The sequence below is a fragment of the Mesorhizobium ventifaucium genome, from assembly GCF_935822925.1.
In the GTDB taxonomy this organism is placed as follows: Bacteria; Pseudomonadota; Alphaproteobacteria; order Rhizobiales; family Rhizobiaceae; genus Mesorhizobium; species Mesorhizobium ventifaucium.
Genome location: NZ_CAKXZS010000016.1, coordinates 1 through 18,078 on the forward strand (window position 1 = coordinate 1; position 18,078 = coordinate 18,078).

Annotated in this window: 19 protein-coding genes and 1 pseudogene; 7 read left to right on the forward strand and 13 right to left on the reverse strand. The window is 61.6% G+C overall.

The genetic code is table 11. From position 1 onward, the window contains the following. The 4 genes and pseudogenes from NMG70_RS14705 to NMG70_RS14720 all read right to left on the reverse strand — a co-directional run. A partial coding sequence (locus NMG70_RS14705) for a DUF2867 domain-containing protein (RefSeq protein WP_254025203.1) occupies positions 1-539 on the reverse strand: 539 nt, incomplete at its 3' end. Next, entirely contained in the window at positions 536-829 is a 294-nt protein-coding gene (locus tag NMG70_RS14710) for a hypothetical protein (RefSeq protein ID WP_254025204.1), read from the reverse strand. The genes NMG70_RS14710 and NMG70_RS14705, both read right to left, overlap by 4 nt. A gap of 258 nt (positions 830-1,087) precedes the next feature. After that, positions 1,088-1,503 (reverse strand): annotated as a pseudogene (locus tag NMG70_RS14715) (type II toxin-antitoxin system VapC family toxin). Further along, a complete protein-coding gene (locus tag NMG70_RS14720; protein WP_254025205.1) occupies positions 1,503-1,745 on the reverse strand; it encodes a type II toxin-antitoxin system Phd/YefM family antitoxin in 243 nt (80 codons plus the stop codon). Before NMG70_RS14720 ends, NMG70_RS14715 begins: the two are co-directional and overlap by 1 nt. Before the next feature lie 67 nt (positions 1,746-1,812). Here NMG70_RS14720 and NMG70_RS14725 point away from each other — a divergent pair, with 67 nt between their 5' ends. Continuing rightward, entirely contained in the window at positions 1,813-2,010 is a 198-nt protein-coding gene (locus tag NMG70_RS14725; protein ID WP_254025206.1) for a hypothetical protein, read from the forward strand. A gap of 64 nt (positions 2,011-2,074) precedes the next feature. Continuing rightward, positions 2,075-2,452 carry a DoxX family protein gene (locus tag NMG70_RS14730; RefSeq protein WP_254025410.1) on the forward strand — a complete coding sequence of 126 codons (378 nt, stop codon included), beginning with the start codon at positions 2,075-2,077 and terminating at the stop codon, positions 2,450-2,452. A gap of 325 nt (positions 2,453-2,777) precedes the next feature. On the opposite strand, the gene NMG70_RS14735 is transcribed toward NMG70_RS14730, so the two are convergent. From NMG70_RS14735 to NMG70_RS14775, 9 genes are all read right to left on the reverse strand, one after another. Continuing rightward, positions 2,778-4,196, reverse strand: coding sequence for an NAD(P)/FAD-dependent oxidoreductase (locus tag NMG70_RS14735; protein ID WP_254025207.1), 1,419 nt, complete (start codon positions 4,194-4,196; stop codon positions 2,778-2,780). A gap of 2 nt (positions 4,197-4,198) precedes the next feature. Then, positions 4,199-5,059: a PfkB family carbohydrate kinase gene (locus NMG70_RS14740; RefSeq protein ID WP_254025208.1), complete on the reverse strand. Its 861-nt coding sequence runs from the start codon at positions 5,057-5,059 to the stop codon at positions 4,199-4,201. Next, entirely contained in the window at positions 5,056-5,910 is an 855-nt protein-coding gene (locus NMG70_RS14745; RefSeq protein ID WP_254025209.1) for a sugar phosphate isomerase/epimerase family protein, read from the reverse strand. Before NMG70_RS14745 ends, NMG70_RS14740 begins: the two co-directional genes overlap by 4 nt. Positions 5,911-5,931: 21 nt before the next feature. Then, positions 5,932-6,792, reverse strand: a complete 861-nt coding sequence (locus NMG70_RS14750) for a carbohydrate ABC transporter permease (protein ID WP_254025210.1) — start codon at positions 6,790-6,792, stop codon at positions 5,932-5,934. A gap of 119 nt (positions 6,793-6,911) precedes the next feature. Beyond that, on the reverse strand, positions 6,912-7,751 hold the full coding sequence (locus NMG70_RS14755) for a carbohydrate ABC transporter permease (protein ID WP_254025211.1): 840 nt from the start codon (positions 7,749-7,751) through the stop codon (positions 6,912-6,914). Between the two features lie 5 nt (positions 7,752-7,756). Next, entirely contained in the window at positions 7,757-9,043 is a 1,287-nt protein-coding gene (locus NMG70_RS14760; RefSeq protein ID WP_254025212.1) for an ABC transporter substrate-binding protein, read from the reverse strand. A 63-nt stretch (positions 9,044-9,106) separates the two neighbouring features. After that, positions 9,107-10,120 carry an SIS domain-containing protein gene (locus tag NMG70_RS14765; protein ID WP_254025213.1) on the reverse strand — a complete coding sequence of 338 codons (1,014 nt, stop codon included), beginning with the start codon at positions 10,118-10,120 and terminating at the stop codon, positions 9,107-9,109. A gap of 193 nt (positions 10,121-10,313) precedes the next feature. Then, on the reverse strand, positions 10,314-11,336 hold the full coding sequence (locus NMG70_RS14770) for a LacI family DNA-binding transcriptional regulator (RefSeq protein ID WP_254025214.1): 1,023 nt from the start codon (positions 11,334-11,336) through the stop codon (positions 10,314-10,316). Between the two features lie 296 nt (positions 11,337-11,632). After that, positions 11,633-12,862 (reverse strand): ROK family transcriptional regulator, encoded by a 1,230-nt coding sequence (locus tag NMG70_RS14775; RefSeq protein ID WP_254025215.1) that lies wholly within the window; start codon positions 12,860-12,862, stop codon positions 11,633-11,635. 109 nt (positions 12,863-12,971) lie between these two features. On the opposite strand from NMG70_RS14775, the gene NMG70_RS14780 reads away from it, so the two are divergent. From NMG70_RS14780 to NMG70_RS14800, 5 genes are read left to right on the forward strand one after another with little or no spacing between them, the layout of a single operon-like run. After that, complete coding sequence (locus tag NMG70_RS14780) at positions 12,972-14,237, forward strand: ABC transporter substrate-binding protein (RefSeq protein ID WP_254025216.1); 1,266 nt, start codon at positions 12,972-12,974, stop codon at positions 14,235-14,237. A gap of 60 nt (positions 14,238-14,297) precedes the next feature. Continuing rightward, positions 14,298-15,233 (forward strand): carbohydrate ABC transporter permease, encoded by a 936-nt coding sequence (locus NMG70_RS14785; RefSeq protein WP_254025217.1) that lies wholly within the window; start codon positions 14,298-14,300, stop codon positions 15,231-15,233. Then, a complete protein-coding gene (locus NMG70_RS14790; RefSeq protein ID WP_254025218.1) occupies positions 15,226-16,128 on the forward strand; it encodes a carbohydrate ABC transporter permease in 903 nt (300 codons plus the stop codon). Before NMG70_RS14785 ends, NMG70_RS14790 begins: the two co-directional genes overlap by 8 nt. Before the next feature lie 10 nt (positions 16,129-16,138). Then, positions 16,139-17,236: an ABC transporter ATP-binding protein gene (locus NMG70_RS14795; RefSeq protein ID WP_254025219.1), complete on the forward strand. Its 1,098-nt coding sequence runs from the start codon at positions 16,139-16,141 to the stop codon at positions 17,234-17,236. A gap of 4 nt (positions 17,237-17,240) precedes the next feature. Then, positions 17,241-18,014 (forward strand): SDR family NAD(P)-dependent oxidoreductase, encoded by a 774-nt coding sequence (locus tag NMG70_RS14800; RefSeq protein WP_436798391.1) that lies wholly within the window; start codon positions 17,241-17,243, stop codon positions 18,012-18,014. Positions 18,015-18,078: the final 64 nt, after the last annotated feature.

The following is an 18,078-nucleotide window of genomic DNA, read 5'->3' on the forward strand; positions in this document are numbered from 1 at the left end:
CTGAGCGTCCGACGCTCTAGTGGTCGGAAACCACCTGCATCAGCATCAAGAACGATGATACGGTGAAATGGCTTCACCAACGCAAGATAGCTGCTGCCTACCAAATTGTGGGTCTTGACTGCGGCCGAGACCGAGATCTCATGCTGGGTCGATGTGCATTCCCTGACTTCCAACAACACGCGAAAATCGAGATGCCAGTCATCGAAACCGAACACGACACAATTGGCGGACTGCCTGACAACTGGCAAGAAGCCAATATGGGGGCCGGATTTACTTCCGGGCTCCGGTCCAGTTTTCAAGCCGAAAGGCGTCACAATGCCATTTCGCAACGCCAGCAGCCACTTGATCCAGCTTGGCTGCGACCCGAATACCTGCTGCGAAACGCCGACAGCGTCCAAGGCGAGACCTGTCACAATCAATGCATGAGTGTCGCCGAAGTTTGCACCGGGAAGAAGCCGGTCAGCCTGCGCAAAGGGCTTGGCAAAAGGTTTCGCCACAACTTGCGGCCGGGGAGGGCGATGCCTGGCGATGCAAATCATTGCGCCTTAGTCCCCTGCCGCTCGCCAAGACACAGGCCGATCAGAACAAGCACGGGTAGCGGAAAGCCGCTTGGCAGCATGATCAGCGTAGCAACAGTTCCCCATCCCAACAATGCCAAGCCGACGAACCGTGGCGCGACAATGCCCCTGCGCGTCATCCAGAGGGGGAGCAGGCCCAGGACGATCAACGGGATTGCAAAGCTGCCGACCGTCGACCAGAAGGCGAGTCCGCTGAGTACCAGGCCGGGACGCTGATCAGCTAGCGGCCCCCAGTGGTCCCATTTCCACAATGCGACGAATCATTCTTAACCGCGGTCGAGACCGCTTTGGACGCCGCCGAGGCCGCATGCCAGCGGGGCCGGTGATATCTGAGTGCTCAGACGATAAGGTGGGCTGCCTGGCTGGTCGTGCTGTAGGCTTCCGCGCCTGGCTTCCTCAGCAGTCCAGACGCCGTGCAGTCCGCTCAGGCGCGTTGCTTAGTCCGTTCGGCGCCATTCGGCTTTCCGCTTCTCCGAGAATGTCCGATGGGCGGGATGAGAAGCCTCGGATCATGCCAGAAACTGCGTCGCCACTCCGAGCAACGGTCCAGCCTCGGCGAGCTTTTGGTCGAGCGTATGCACCGTGGCGCCATGCTCCGATGCCGTTGCGAGATGCAGCGTGTCACCAGCGCGAAGCCCGAGACCATGCTGATCGGCGAACCTTGCCGCCGTGCGGAAATGCCCGCCAGTGACCGGCAGCACGGTGAAGCTCTCGGCGACCAGCTTGTGGAACATCGCGAGCGCTGCTCCACGTTGATCTGCCCGGTTCGCAGCTTGATCGCCATGGCAGAGGACAGCTCGGTGATGGTCCAGTCGCTGATCAGAAGCTGCGCCGGATCCTGCTCCGCCAGCCAGCTCTGAACGCGGGGCGTCATCGCTTCATTTGAAAGGGCGGCAACGATCAGCGACGTGTCGAGATAGTGCATCAGTAGTGGTCGCCATCCCGCATCGACCGTACCAGATCGGCAGAACTCTCGGCCTGAGGCGGCATGGTCGTGGTCAAGGATTTCAGGAGGGTCGCGTCGATCCGCTGCCGCGGTCTCGCCACGGCGGTGAGCCGTGCAACTGGTTTACCCCGCCGGGTGATGTCGATCGAATCTCCTGCCTCGACCCGATCCACCAGTTCGCTCAAATGGGCTTTGGCATCTGCCAGGTTGATCACACTCATGTCACGCTCCTGACTATGTAGATGGTCATATAGCGTATTGCGCTTAACACTTCCAGTGAGAGGTTTCATGCGTCACGTTCTGACCCGGCAGCAGCTCAATGACATGATCTGCGAGCGTGCCGCGTCCGAAGTGCTGCTGTCGGCTGAAAATGCGGCCTTCTTTGAAGAATGCAGCCTCTTCCATACTAACAGCAAATTATTCATCCTACTGGCGAATATCATTCTAGACGACATTTTCGATCTGTGCTGCAGGTGCGCAGTATGAAGTTGCGACCAGGAAGCGCGAAAGTCGATGAAAGAGATGTCGCTGCCGGGCGGCAAACAGGAAGATCACATGGCCGCAACTTATACATATTGCATCAGCACGGTATCTGAGTTCCGCAATTGCGTACGTGACCAAGGGCGCCTGGGTTCGTCAGGCGCTCGACGACCTCGGCTATCCAGCTTACCTTGTGCCGGTCATAATCGCCGTGAAGGTTCTGAGCGCGGCGGCCATCTTGTCACTCTTCAGCGTTGCGCTCAGCGATCTCGCCTACGCTGGGATGTTCTATCACCTGCTGCTGTCCGGCTTGGCCCACGTCGGGGTACGCAAGCCCGGCGGTGCTCTCCCGGCGGCCGAAGGCCTCGCGTTGTTGGCAGCCTCCTTCCTGACGCAAAACGCAGCTCGCGAACTGCCGTCGCCCTACGCGCTGACGGCGCTGCTTTGACGCGGCCAACCTCCTCCCGATAACCCCGGAGCGGCGGCGACGGAGCTTCTCTTGAAGAGGCAAGCGGAGGCCACCTTACCTTTCGAGCACCGTGTCCTGGTGGCCCGCTTGGTGGAGCTTAATTCGATTGCGGTTCATCTCAACCGCGGGGCCCGTCTGATCCAGCCGCGACGGTATAGCTGGAGACCATCTGCAGCGCCTCTTTATGCCGAGATCGATGCCATGAGGGATATCGACCTGCCGGATGTTTCGTCGCCCACCATCACATCGGCCAATTGCGAATCTCGGCTGAATGACAGCTCAAGCGGACTGCTGGGTGGGACTATTATTGCTTGCGGTGCCCCGGCGTGAGCTGCGCAAGAAAACGGGTGAGCGCATCTGGCTTCCGGTTGTGGATCTCGACGTCGTTCTTGCGTCGGATTGCGCTGCGCACAAGCTTGGCGCCGAGATAGCGGAACGGCTCCGGAGGCAATGCCAGCCGCCGGTCGATGCCGACCAGGCCGCTGGCGCTCCAGCGATCCTTGCGCTCGAGCACCAGGCTGGCCAGGATGCGGCCGCCGACCGGCGTTTGCGCAATGCCGGTCCCGTTAAACCCCATGCCATAGAAGATGTTGGGATGACCGCGCAGGTGATCGAAGACCGGGACATTCTCGGGCACGCAATCGATCGGGCCGGCCCAGTCATATTCGATCTGGACGCCACGCAGTGCCGGATAGACCCGATGCAGTTCGCGCGCATTGTCGCGACCATGCTCTGGGCTGCGGTTGAAGCTGGAGCCGAAATTGCCTCTGAAAGCGACGTTGCCGCTTCCCCGGCCGAACACGACCCGGCCCTTTGCGGTGCGCTGATAATACAGAACATGGCTCTGCGAGTCACAGATCGATGCGCCGTCACACCAGCCGATCTGGTCGAGCAATTCGGGTATCTCGGAGGTGGCGATCACCTGGCTGGCAACGACGTAAAGGTGGCGGCGCAACTCCGGCAACGCCGACAGCCAGGCGTTTGCCGCAAGCACCACTTTCTCGGCCTGCACAGTGCCCTGCGGCGTATGCACGCTACATATGCTTGCCGCAACGATATCGATGACCGGGCTGCGCTCATGGACGACGACGCCGCGTGAGATCGCCAGGTCGCGCAGTCCGGTAGCGAGCTTGGCCGGGTGCACAGTGCCTGCATTTGGCTCGACGACGCCGGCGTAGGATGCTGACGAACCCGTGCGCCGCTCGATCTCCTGGGCGGTCAGCGGCCTAAAACGGTTCTGGCCGGCTGCCGCCGTCATTTCGACCGCGCGGTCCCAGGCTCCCTCCTGGGCGATTGAGCTCGCCGTCCACAGCCAACCGTCCAGCCGCAGGTCCATGTCGATCGTACCTTGCCGCTGCAACTGTTCCAGCTCCGTGATGGCATCCACGGTATCGGCGCAAAGCTGCCGCGCCTCCTCGAGCCCCACGACACTGCTGATCTGGTCGAGTTCGGCGAACCAGGAGTGAACCTGACCGCCATTGCGGCCGGAGGCTCCCGAGCCGCAGAGATCGGCCTCGATCACGGTCACACGGGTTTCCGGAGCGAGCTCGCGGATGCGCAGCGCCGTCCACAGGCCAGTGTAGCCACCGCCGACAATCACCACGTCGGCGCGCTCGCTGCCCTGCAGCGGCTCAGTACGCGTAGCGGCACCGATGTCCTGCAGCCAGAATGAGCGATCCGACGGGGCTGCCGCTGTCGGCTGTCGCAAGCGAAGTGTCGCCACGTTCAAGCTCCCTGGGCGTCGATGATCGAGCTGGCATATTTGGCGAGCAGCCAGTCCGGAATAGGACGCGGCTGCTGCGGAAAACCGCCAATATGGGTGCAGGTCTCGGCAGCCGCGACGGAGGCCCTGTGCAGCGCTTCGGCGCCGCTCAGCCGGTCGCAGCGGAAGCCGGTCAGGAACGTCGCGATAAAGCTGTCTCCCGCGCCGCATGTGTCGACGACATCGATCGGCGTGGCGGCGGCGTGCACGATGCTGGCGCCATCGTCGAAGTAGGAGCCGCGGCGTCCGCAGGTCAGCACCACCTGGCGTGCGCCGGCTGCGCTTATTGCCGCCAAAAGCGGCTCGACCGGTGTGTCGATAGTGTCTGGCCCGGACGCAAACACAAGCGGTACGCCGTCGAGCGGCAGCACCAGATGCGCCGTCGATACGTCGACACTGAACGGCACTTTATCGGCCACCAGGAGGCGAACGAGCTCCTTGTTGGCGTTGGTGCCTAGATGCACCCAGTCAGCGGCAGCGATATGGGCGTAGTGTTCAGGAGCCGGCATGTAGTTTTCGCCGACGCCGAGGCATTCGAGCAGAAAATTGCGTTCGCCGAACTCCTCCCGAAGCAAAGTGAGGGCGGTATCGCCGGGACGGCGTTCCACATCATTCGACGACAGTCCGACCGCAGCAAGCTCGGCCAGCACCATCTCGCCCTCGGCGTCTTCGCCGACCGCACCGAAATACCGCGCCGGCCGGCCGCTACGCTGCCACTGCGCAGCGACATTCAAGGCATTGCCGCCGACGGTCAGCAGACCGCTCATGAGATACACGTCGAGGCAATTGTCTCCGACCGCGACAAGTCCGGGCATCGACGTCATGCCGGCACCGCGGACCGGTTCAGATAAGGCTCGATCGCAGCGAGGCAGCGTGTCCAGGCCGTCACCGGATCAAGTGCATAAGACCCGTTGCCGAACGGCTCAAACGTGATCTTGCCTTTGTATCCTGAGCGCGCCAGTTCGCTGACGTAGCGACCAAGCGGTAGCGAGCCGTCGCCCCAAACCAGGTGTCCGGCCGGCGTGCCGTCTCCCAGCTGGACATGCGCCAGCTGGGAGCCGAACAGATTGATGTACTCCGCCACCGTATCGCCCGCCGTGGCCATGCCGACGGTATCCAGCACCACGTCCACATAGTCTGCGCCGATCTGGTCGAGCATGCGGCGCAAGCCTGCCGCATCGTTGACGATGTTGGTCTCGAAGCGCTGCAGCGGCTCGAGCAGGCAACGCACGCCGTTTCGATCGGCATGCTGGGCCACCTCGCCAAGGGCATCGACCGCGCGCGGCCATGCCTGTTCAGGAGCTTCGTTCTCGTAGCGTCGTCCGGGCGTCAGGAACAGGTAGCGCGCTCCCAGCGTCGCGCTTATGTCGGCCGCACGGCAAAACCGCTCGATACTGGCACGGCGAAAATCCTTGTCGCCAGAGGCGATATTGATCGGATACAGAACCTGCTCTGGAGTGAAACACCAGGTGGACAGGCCGTTGTCGGCGAGCACACGACGCACAAAATCGACGCGCATGTCGGTTGCGTGGAACAGGTCGAGATGCGGCGCAATCCCCCACAACTCGATCTCGCAAACGCCGAAGCCACGGATCATCTCAGCAACCCGTTCGAATGGAAAATGCTGAAAGCTGAAATTGGCTCCGATCAGCTGATTGGCAGCAAGCTGCGGCATGAAGGCTCCTTTCGAGCATTGCTATTTGCCGATGCCCTCGGACAGGCCACGGATGAAGTAGCGCTGCGCGGCAAAGAACACGACAACGATAGGCAAGGCCGAGATCGTCATCGCTGCGAAGACGACGGGATAATTGGTCCCGTGCTTGGCCATGATTGAAGTCAGCCCGACCGGCAGCGTCTGCACATGCGCGCCGCTGGTGAAGATCATCGCGAACAGGTATTCGTTCCAGGCGAACAGAACGTGCAGGATCACGCAGGATATGATGATGGGCCGGCACAATGGCAGAATGATCCGCCAGAATACCTGCCCCTCGCTCGCGCCGTCCATCGTCGCCGCCTCGTCGAGATCCCTGGGCAGATCGAGCATATAGGCGCGGATCAGGAAGGTGGTGAACGGTACGCGAAACGCCGTATAGAGGATAATCAGCGCCCAATATGTGTTGTAGAGGCCGAGCGCCTGCAGCATCTTGACCAGCGGAATGACCGCCACCGTCGGACTGAGCATCAATCCGCCGAGCACGATGGCGACGACCAGCGGCTTTGCCGGCATTTTGGTCCGGGTGAGCCCAAACGCCGTCCAGGCGCTGATCAGCACGGTGCACATGGCCGATGCGACCGTTACAAGGACGGAGACAGTCACGTAGTCGCGCACGCCGTGATTCCAGGCCTGCACATAGTTGCCCCACGACCAACGGGCAGGCAGGGCGAACGGATCGCCGAAGATCTGCGCATTATCCTTGAACCCGTTGAACGCCATCCAGACCAGCGGGTAGATGACCACGACGCCCAGGCAGACCAGGAACGAGTAGAGCAACGTCCTAGCGATGACGGCCCACGCGTTGACGTGCCGAGCGCGGCCAGCGGCGAGCGTCGCGTTCATAGCTGCACCCTACGGCGCCTGGTGTACCAAAGCTGCGCCATGCCGGTGAGCAATGTCAGCATGAAGATGACGGCGGCGATCGCCGCGCCATAACCGAAATTGTCCTCGATAAAAGCTTTCTAATAGAGCCATGTGCCCAAAACTTGGCTGCTGTTGTTGGGGCCGCCGGCGGTCATGACCATGACCTCGTTGAAGACCTGGAATGCCCCGGCAACGGTGACGATCACCATCAGTCCCGTCATCTCCCGGGTGAGCGGAAAGGTAATGTTCCACAGGCGTCTCAGCGCACCCGCGCCATCCATTGTGGCTGCGTCATAGAGGTCGCGCGGAATTTTCTGGATTGCGATGGCAAACAGCAGCGTCGTGTATCCAAAGCCCTGCCACTGGCTCATGGCGATGATCGCGTAGATCGCCGTGTGCTCGTTGCCCAGCCAAGGCTGGACGAGTTGCCCGAGACCCAGCCGAGCAAGCGCTGCGTCCAGCAATCCGATCTGCGGCTGGTAGATGAAGTAGAACAGCAGGCCGGTGACCGTGATCGAAATGGCGGACGGAACGAAGTAAACGGCCCGCCAAAAGCGGCGCCAGCGCTCGCTCCTCAGGTCCTCGATGATCGCCGCCAGCAGAAAGGCGCCGAAGACCTGGAACACGACGGAAATCAGGGCGTAAAGGCAGTTGTTGAAGAGCGCGACCAGTACGATCGGGTCGTGCAGCAGCCGGTCGTAATTGGCGAGGCCCACATTGGTGACCTCGCCCGTATAGATGTCTTCATCCGTCGTGCTGACGATGAAGTTGTCGACGATGGGATAATAGACAAACCAGCCAACAAGAATCAGCGCGATCGCCGCCCATCGCAACGACAGCAGATTGCCCAGGCGGACCCGGACCTTCTTGCTGGCCCATCGCCGCCTCGCGGCGCCGTAAGCAACGGCGCTGACTTTCTCCGCAGTCGCCACCATCATCTCGGCTATTTGGCCGCAGAAGCGGTCCGCCGGACCTCCTCGATGACCTGTTCGGGAGACATCGAACCTCCGGTGAGCGCCTGCAGGCTGGACAACCACGCAGCTGCGACGCGCGGCGGATTTGCCGTGTCGAGCCAAGGCATCAAATACGATGCCGAGTTTATGTGCTTGATGCCTTCGACGACTGCCTTGCTCATGGTCGATGCAGACGCGCCTCCGATCGTGGCGCTGGGCTGGCCATAGGGAGGCGCAGAAAGCACCTGGCCGTTCTCAGGCGACGTGACGAACTTCATGAAATCGATCGCCAGCGGAATGTTGGTCGACGCCGAACTGATCATGTAGCCCTCTGGCGCGCCTTCGATCGCCTTCAGGTCACCCTTGGCGCCATCGGGCACTGGCAGTTTGAAGAAGCCAAAGTCGGCAGGCTTCAGCGCTGTGTCCGGCGTCGCGCTCGAGTCGAATTCGAGGATCTCCTGGTAGTACATGGCCGATTGCGTGTTGCTGAAGGCTTGTACAGCGGAGCTGTAGGACGTGCCATTGACCGCGGCGCCGTCGGTGCAGCGCTCAAGAAGCTCGCTCAACTGCTTCAGGGCATCGACATAGCCGGGATCGGTATATTGCGCCGTGGCGGGATCGAAGTCGCGTTCCAGCGTCGCCTGCGGCACGTTGTAGGCGAGCAGTTGGCCGATATAGTGGATAACCGGCCAGGCTTCCTTGTTGCCCAGTGAAATGGGCGTCATCCCGGATATGCGAATGGCGTCGCAACTTACGAGCAACTCTTCGAAATTCGCCGGAGTCTTCAACCCGAGTTTGCCAAAGACCTGCTTGTTGTAGCCCATGAATTTGGCATCCTGATAAAGCGGTATGCCATAGAGCTTGCCATTGTACTCGAACGCTTTGACGGCTGCTGGAGACAGGGTTTTGCCCCAGTCAGTGCCGGGTCCGATAATTTTGGTGAGATCGACGGCGCGATTGCCGCGAACAAAATTGGCCCCCCAGCTTCCCGTCCAGGAGAAATAGATATCGGGAAGCGAGTCCGAAGCGACCAGCGTCTTGGTCTTGCCCTTGACGCTGTCGTCGCTTTCCTGGATCAGCTCGACCTTCACGCCCGGATGGAGCTTCTCATATTGCTTCGCCACATCGACGAAATACGGGGACAGCTGCTGCGACCCGAACTTGGTCAGGACCGACAGCGTGCCGCTGTATTCGACCTTCGCGTCAGGGTCTGCCGCGACGGCTTCGGCACTAATGGAACTGCTGATCGACAGCCCCATTGATGATACCGCGGCCACTGAGACCGCCACAACTTGCAGCGAACATTTCATAAGCAGCTCCTTCAGAGAGGTCAGAGGGGATCAGTATTCAACGCGTTTGTAGTAGCGGCGTGTCGTCAGCGGGTGATTGCGCAGCACCTCCAGGTGAGCGCTCAGCCGTTCGAGCAAGGTGGCGAGCAGCACCGGCGAGATCAGACTGCGCACTTCAGCGGAAATGCCCGGAAGTTCGACCGAGGCGGCATCCAGCGTGCGGACGCGATCGGTGTAACGTCGGGCGAAGTTCTCGACCCGGTCGGCCAGCGGACGCGTGGCATCCTCGCCCTTCAAGACGAAGACGCTGACGCCAGGCTCGACCAGTTCAAGCGTGCCGTGGAAGAAGTCCGCGGCATGCACCGGCCGGGTGCGGATCCACTGCATCTCTTCCAGGATGCACATGCCGTAGTAGTTGGCCTCCGGCCAGACTGATCCGGCGCCAGTGAAGATGTGATAGGCATCGTCCTTGATGATCGCAGCGAGCTCGGCGGCCTTGTCCTCGAAGCTGGCCTTGGCATCGGCGAGCAAGCCCGGCAGAAGCTGAAGTTCCGCGACAGTCGCGTCAAAACCGTCATACTCGCGGCGCTCGGCGAGCAGCGCCAGCACGATCAGCAATGTCTGCAGGTAGAACGATTCCGATGAGGTGTCGTCCTCGGCAAAATTGGTGAAGTTGTGGTCGGCTTCCCTGGCGATCGGCGTATCGGCGTGGCCGGTCAACGAGAGCGTGCGCACGCCCCGCTTCTTGAGGAAAGCCATGAGTTCGACGCTTTCCTTCGTCGTGCCCGACAGCGAGGGAATGACGACCACCGCGTTTCCATCGAGACCGGCGGGCGGATCAAGTACGACTTGAGCCGGGTATTGCGCGCTCACAGGAAAGCTGGAACGGCGCTGCGCCAGTTCGATCGCGGGAAGGGTCAGGAGCTGTACGCCCCCGGTGCCCATGAAGTACAGCCGCTCGACCCCCTCCGAAAGCAGCTTGCGCATGAGGAATTGGGCCTCACCGGCGATGGAAACGGCGCCGCTTTGGATCCTGACGAAGCGGTCCCTGTCGAAGTTGAGCATTCAGTTCTTCCTTGTATTTCGCATGTGCGACAGCGCCTCGGCGCAGGATCTCACGAGAAGCGAGCCGAGCTTTTCGGGCTCGCCGGCCAATGTGAGATCGATCTCACAATGGAATATACGACACGCATTTTCGCCGCTGGCAAGTCCTTTCGCGACGAAATTTTCTTAAGGCAGGTGGATTTGAAAACTCGGATTAGCGTTTGTGCAGCCGCGAAACCGAACCGCGGACAATGAGCCGTGTCGGGAACCTGATATGGCGTGGCGCGACTTTCTTGCCGGCGAGCCGTTCGAGCAACAGCTTTGCGGCGAGCGGTCCGATTTCAGAGATCGGCTGGGCGACTACCGTGATCTGCGGGTCGGTGAAGGTGGCGAGGTTGAAGTCGTCGAAGCCAACCAGCGACACGTCGTCCGGGATAGACAATCCCATCGAACGCAGGCCAAGCAATGCGCCTTGCGTCATCAGGCTGTCCACGGTGAACACAGCAGTCGGTCGGTTATGACGGCTGAACAGGCGAATGGTGGCCTCGATGGCATGTTCGACAGTCGAGCGCGAGACGCTGATCAGCGATTCGTCAAAGGTGATGCCATGCGACTGCAATGAATTCTGATAACCCGCGAGGCGCTCCTGCGCGGTAAAGATGCGGGATTCGTCTCGCAGCAAACCTATTCGACGGTGTCCATGGGCGACAAGATAATCCACGGCTTCGCGGGCGCCGCCTTCATTGTCGACGACGACGCTGTCGCAGTGCACCTCCTTGGCGACGCGATCGATCATTACGATCGGGGCGCCCTCGCGGGCGAGCTGCACGATGTGCTGGCTGTCGGTCGCCGACGTGGGCGCCAGGATGAAGCCGCGGATGCTGAGCGAGCGCAGGCTCTCCAGCAACTCCTTCTCCTGTTCGACATTCTCCTCGCTGCTGGCAATCAGAAGATTGTGACGGTGTTTGCGCAACTCCGCCTCAATGTCATGGGCGATGCGCGCAAAGAATGGATTCTGGATGTCGCCCGGCACGAAGCCGACAATAGGCAGCTGTCCGCTGCGCAGCGCCTGCGCGACGAGGTTGGCCCGGTAGCCAAGCCTGTCGGCCGCCTCGATCACGCGAAGCGCGGTCTCGTCACCAACGTACCCGTAGCTGTTGAGCGCTCGCGCAGCCGTAGCCCGGGACACGTTGGCCGCTGCAGCAACGTCCTTGAGGGTGATACCTTTCTGCGTCACGGGTACTTATCTTTCTGCAAGCTCGGCCTGATGTGGTGTTTTGTTTGGCGTTGCAGCATATAAGCGCGTTCTCAAACCACCATGCCGATTTTCGATGATAGTGGGTGAGATCGTATTGACGCGGATGCCCCGTTGGACGAAACGCCGCGGTCGCCGCCTGGATCGACGCGCTCCAGATAGGAACGCGAGAAAAGCTGATCAGGGGCGCCGCCGCGGTCTTCGGGCGGCATCTTGCGGGATGCGCCGGCAACGAATGGGAGTAGCGGGGAAACGGGGCCACTCGGCGCAAAGTCAGATCATTGCAGTCGGCTGTTGTGGCGCAGCACCAGGCCAACTGCGCCGAGCAATGCATCGTTCTGCGTGTGCTTGCCAACGATTATCCGCGTGCGCAGGGCGGGCGCGATATCGCGGGACTTGATGAGCGTGTGGCGTTCATATGACGCGATCAGCGGTGCCAGGAGAATGTCGCCCGCCAAGGCCATGCGGCCACCGATGATGATGAGCGGCGGGTTGATCACCGAGCTGATCAGACCAAGACCACGGCCGGCGAACTCTGCTGTGTCCTCGATCATCCGAAGCGCACCGACGTCGCCCTGCTCAGCCATCATGATCACGTCGTCCATCGTGACCGGCCGCCGCACGATGCGCGAAATCTGCTCGAGCGGCCGGGCAAAACTCGCATAGAGCTCCAGGCATCCGCGATTGCCGCACCGGCAAAGATCGCCGCCGGGATCGATGCTGATATGCCCGAATTCGCCGGCGCCGCCGGCGATACCCGTCACCAGCCGGCCATGCTGGACTATGGCCCCGCCGACGCCCAGATCGATCTTGAACAGCACGAAATCGTCCTGGCCAACGGCCGCGCCCCACATCAGCTCGGCAATGGCCGAGCAGTTGCTCTCGTTATCGGCGAAAATCGGCTGTTCGAGAACCGGCCCGAACACATCGCGGATGTTGACCCCGGCCCAGGTCGGAACAATACTCGCGCGCAGCACCACTCCCTCGCGGCTGACAGGGCCCGAGACCGAAACCCCGACCCCCAGGAGCCCCGCCATCGGCAGACCATTCCCTTCGTAGCATTGGGCAATTGCCGACTTGGCGAGCTGGGCCGCCTGTTGTGGCTGGTAGTCCAGACCCATGGGGATAGTTTGTTCTGCAATGACAGAATGCGAGACGTCGGCGACGATGCACCGCATCTCGTCGAGGCCCAGATGGATCCCGACGCAGGTGCCCGCAGCGGGATTGAGCGTCAAGGTCGCGGCGGGCCTGCCAATGCCCCTGGCCCCGGCATGATGGGCCGAAGATTCGATCACCATTCCGGATTTTTTCAAGCCATTGAGCGCAGTTGAGACCGTCGATCTCGCCAAACCGGTGATATGCGTGATTTGCGACGCAGAAAGCACGCCGCGCTCACGCAGGCATCGCACGACCAGGCTCTCCGGTGATGCGGAGGGCTTGTCGATCAGCCAGTTTCTAAGCGAAGGTTTGTTCATGATGAGCACAAAGGACGTTGACTGATAGCTCAAATGTGTCATCTTGGAAAGAACGGAGATACTGCATCTCCTCTGCGAGGAGCTCAAAACTGCGTCCACAAGCGGTCGATACGAACCGTGCATCACCTATGGGAGTGAATCGATGGAATATCTGAGGACGGCCGTTGCGGCCGCTGCGGCATACACCGTTGTTGCGGGAGCCGCGCTCGCAGAGCCCAAGACCAACCTGTTGCATCAATGGGCGACCGGATCGGACGCCCAGGCTATCGCCAAGCTCGGCGAGATGTTTACCGCCAAGGGTGGCGCCTGGCAGCAGACCTCCATCGCAGGCCACACGGCCAACACGCTGGCGAAACTGCGCGCCGACGTCATCGCCGGCAATGCACCTCCTGCGGTGCAGCTCAAAGGACCCGAGATCGCCGAATGGAACGAGACCGGCATGACAGCCAATCTCGACGAACTGGCGACAGCGGAAAATTGGGAGAAGGTCGTCGCTCCCGAATTGCTGCCGGTGATGAAGCCGACCGGCAGCTGGGTGGCGGCGCCGATGAATATCCATCGCATCAACTGGCTGTGGGCATCGCCGAAGGTCATGCAGGAGGCAGGCGTTGCCGAGGTGCCGAAAACGTGGGCGGACTTCAACGCCGCCTGCGACAAGGTCGTCGCGTCAGGCAAAATCTGCATCTCGCATTCGACCGCCGACTGGACCGATGCGACGGTCTTCGAGGTCGTGGTCTACGGAATGGATCTCGATCTCTTCAAGAAGGCCTTCGTCGAGGGTGACGTCGAGTCGATGCGCAGCGACGGCATGGTCAACGCCTTCGAACAGTTCCGCACCATGACGACGAAGTATATGGACCCCGGCATGAACGGGCGCGACTGGGATAGCATGTCGCATCTGGTCGGCCGCGGCGAGGCCGCCTTCCACATCATGGGCGACTGGACGCTCGGCCTGCTCACGGCTGGCGGCTTCAAGGAGGGTGCCGACTATGTCTGCGCCCAGGCGCCGACTGATTGGGGCAAACCCGGCTTCGTCCTGAATTCCGACTCGGTCGTGTTCTTCCAGCAGAAGGATCCGGACTACGTCGAGGGGCAGAAACTGCTCGCCAGCACCATCCTGTCGCCCGAGTTCCAGACGATTTTCAATCAGACCAAGGGCTCGATCCCGGCTCGTCTCGACGTCGATCTTTCGAACGGCTTCAATCCCTGCCAGCAGCTTTCCCAGAAGGATCTGCAGGCGTCGATCGATGGCGGCACGCTTGTCCGGTCGATGGCGCACAACATGACGATCCCGCAGAAGGTGCGCGGCGCGATCATGGATACCGTCACCGAATTCGTGGCGACGCCGGACATGACCGCGCAGGACGCAGCCAGTGCGATGGCCGATGCGGCCGAAGCGCAGATGTGAAGACGCTGCCGATGATGGCCCGGCGCGACGCGCCCGGCCCCGACTTCGCCGGAGCAGCCGATGTCCACGCGTGACCTGACCGTACCGGTTGCGGCTCCCGCGACCCCGTGGCGGCAGCGCCTGGGCACGATGGTGCCCATTCTGGTGCTGGCGCCGTCGCTTGCGGCGAGTTTCATCTACGTCTTCGTCTTCACGCTCTGGACGCTGTATCTCTCGCTCTCCAGTTCGTCGCTGATGCCGACCTATGGGTTCGTCGGTCTGGACAATTATGCTTCGCTCTGGGCGAACCGGCGCTGGAACATCGCCTACACCAACCTCTTTCTGTTCAGCGGCTTCTATATCGTCGGCTCGATGGCCATCGGACTGCTTCTGGCGATCCTGATCGACCAGCGCGTTCGCGGCGAAGCGGTCTGGCGCACCATCTTCCTCTACCCGCTGGCGGTGTCCTTCATCGTCACCGGCACGGTGTGGAGCTGGCTCTATAATCCCGTCGACGGTATCCAGGCCTTCGTGCGAGGGCTCGGCTGGACCGACTTCAGTTTCGCCCTGACCGCCAACCGCAACACCGCAATCTATGCGGTGATCATAACCGGTATCTGGCAGTCGTCCGGCTTCGCAATGGCGCTTTTCCTGGCTGGCCTGCGGTCGGTCGATCCGGATCTCGTCAAAGCAGCGCAGATCGACGGTGCGTCGGTTTCCCGAACCTATCGGAAGGTCATTCTGCCGACGATCGCCCCGATTTTTCTGGCGGTGGCGGTGATTCAGATCCAGTTCGCCATCAAGACGTTCGACCTGGTGGCGGCGTTGACGCGGGGTGGGCCAGGTGTGTCGACGACCTTCCCGGCGATCTATGTCTACGACCTGATGTTCCAGCGCGGGCAGATCGGCGAGGGTGCCGCTGCGGCGATGATGATGCTCGCGGCCCTCGCGGTTGTGCTGATGCCCTATTCCTTGTGGATCGTTTGGCGCAGGCGGGCGGAGGGCCGCAATGGCTGAAATTGCTCCCAGCGCCCGGCATGATCCCGAAGCGGCCGCGGCTACGCGGCGATATTTCTGGAACCGCTTCCTTGTCTATGCGGTGCTGGCGCTTTTCGCCGTCATCTACCTTGCACCGCTGCTGGTCGTCGTCTTCAACTCGTTGCGGGAGCAGTCCGACATTGCCCGCAACGGCCTCATCTCCCTGCCGCGCAGCTTCCGCTTCGACGCGTGGGCGCAGGCCTGGGGCACTTATTGCGTCAGCGGCACCTGCGAAGGCATGAAGCGCAATTTCTTCAACTCGCTCTGGATGACGATCCCCGCAACGCTCATCTCCACGCTCCTCGGTGCGATGAACGGCTACGTGCTGTCGAAATGGCGTTTCAAGGGCTCGGAAATTCTGTTCAATCTGATGCTGCTCGGCGTCTTCATGCCAGGCCAGATCTCGCTGATGCCGTGGGCGTTCCTGCTCGGCAAGCTCGGCCTGACCAATTCGACGTATGGGCTGGTGTTGATTCACGTCGTCCAGGGCGTCTCGTTTACGACCCTGTTCTGCCGCAACTTCTACGTCAGCATACCGGACGACCTTATCAAGGCGGCACGCATCGACGGCGCCGGCTTCTGGCGGATTTTTCGCAAGATCATCCTGCCGCTGTCGCCGCCGATTTTGATCGTCACCGTCATCTGGCAGTTCACCGGCATCTGGAACGAGTATCTGTTCGGCGTCGTCTTCACCTCCGGCCAGCAGCAGCCGATTACGGCGGCATTGGTCGCGCTTACTGCCGGCGGTACGACCGCCCGTGCTTACGATGTGATGAGCGCAGCCGTGCTGATCGGCGCGCTGCCGCCGCTGCTGATCTACTTGTTCGGTGGAAAATACTTTGTGCGCGGCCTGACACAGGGTGCCATCAAATGAGGCATCGCCCATGTCCGCGCTGATGATCCGCGACCTTCACAAGAGCTATGGCGGGCTCGAGATTCTGGCCGGCATCAATCTTGAGGCGCGAACCGGGGAGTTCGTCGCCCTTGTCGGTCCCTCCGGCTGCGGCAAATCAACCTTGCTCGCCATGATCGCCGGCCTGGAAACCGTTACGTCAGGCGAGATCTGGATCGGCGACCGGCTGGTGAACTCCGTGCAGCCCAAGGACCGCGACATAGCGATGGTGTTCCAATCATACGCCCTCTATCCGACCATGACAGTGCGCCAGAACATCACCTTCGGCATGGAAAGCCGTGGCGTGCCCAAAGCGGAGCAGGCGGAAGCCGTAAAGCGGGTTGCCGCACTCCTCCAGATCGAGCAGTTGCTCAACCGCAAGCCTGGGCAATTGTCGGGTGGCCAGCGGCAGCGCGTTGCGATGGGGCGCGCTCTGGTGCGCGACCCGAAGCTGTTTCTGTTCGACGAGCCGCTGTCCAACCTCGATGCCAAGCTGCGCGTAGACATGCGCACCGAAATCAAGAAGCTTCACCATCGCGTCGGCAAGACGACGGTCTACGTCACCCACGATCAGGTCGAGGCGATGACGCTCGCGTCCCGCATTGCGGTGATGAACCAGGGTTCGGTGCAGCAGTTCGACACGCCGAAGCGGATCTATGACCGGCCGACCAACATGTTCGTGGCCGGTTTCATGGGATCGCCGGCGATGAATTTCATCCCCGCCCGGCTTGCCGGCTCAACCAGCATCTCGGTGCGCGCCGCTGACGGCGGCGACGCCACCCTTGCCCTTGCCGCTCCGCTGCCTGTCGGCGCGCCAAAGGACATGGTGCTTGGTGTCCGGCCCGAACACATCTACCGCTTCACGACCGACCTGAAGGCGCGCAAACCGGCTGTGCAGTCCATGCAGGCCCCGGTCGAACTGGTCGAGCCGACCGGGGCCGAGACGCTTGCCGTCCTCAGGCTGGGCGACCTGGAGATCACCGGCCGTTTCGAGCCGGATGACGCTCCCGTCATGGGCGAGACGATAACGCTTGGCATCGACATGTCGCGCGCCTGTCTGTTCGATCCAGTAACCAAGGCGCTTCTGTGATCTGATGTCCATGCAATTCGCGACCTACCCAAGCTTGACCGATCGCGTCGTGCTGATCTCCGGCGGCGCCTCCGGGATCGGCGCCGATATGGTCCGCGCCTTTGCCTCGAATGGCGCCCGCGTCGGCTTTCTCGATGTACAGGATGGGCCCGCAGAGGCGCTGGTCCGTGAGCTCAGCGGTGCCGCCAGACAGGCCCCGTTGTACCTCCACTGCGATGTCACCGACATCGCTGCACTGCAGGCTTCGGTTGAGGGCGTGCGCGCGCGGCTTGGTCCGGTCGCCGTCCTGGTCAACAACGCTGCCGACGATCAGCGCCATCCTGTTGACGCCATGACAGCCGAATATTGGGGCCGTAGCTTCGACGTCAATCTCCGGCATCACTTTTTCGCCGCGCAGGCGGTGCATCCGCATATGAAGGAACTCGGCTTCGGCTCGATCATAAACTTCTCTTCCATCGCCTGGCGTTTCGGCGCGGACCAGATGGTGGCCTATGCCACTGCCAAGGGGGCAGTGGTGGCGCTGACGCGCGCACTGGCGCGGTCGTTCGGACCCGACAACATCCGCGTCAATGCAGTCGAACCCGGCGCTGTCATCACCGAGCGGCAGCGCCAGCTGTGGTTCAAGGCCCAGGACGCAATCGACCAGACGGTGGAGCGGCAATTGATCCGCCGCGTCCTCCTGGGCGAGGAGATTGCAAGGACCGTGCTCTTCCTTGCCGCCGATGACAGCCGCATGATCACGAAGCAGTCCATCACCGTCGATGCCGGTCTTCGCTGATGCGATCGCTTCCACATCTTTCAACGGAACTGCCAAGCTGATGCTTCGTCTCGGCCTCAACCCT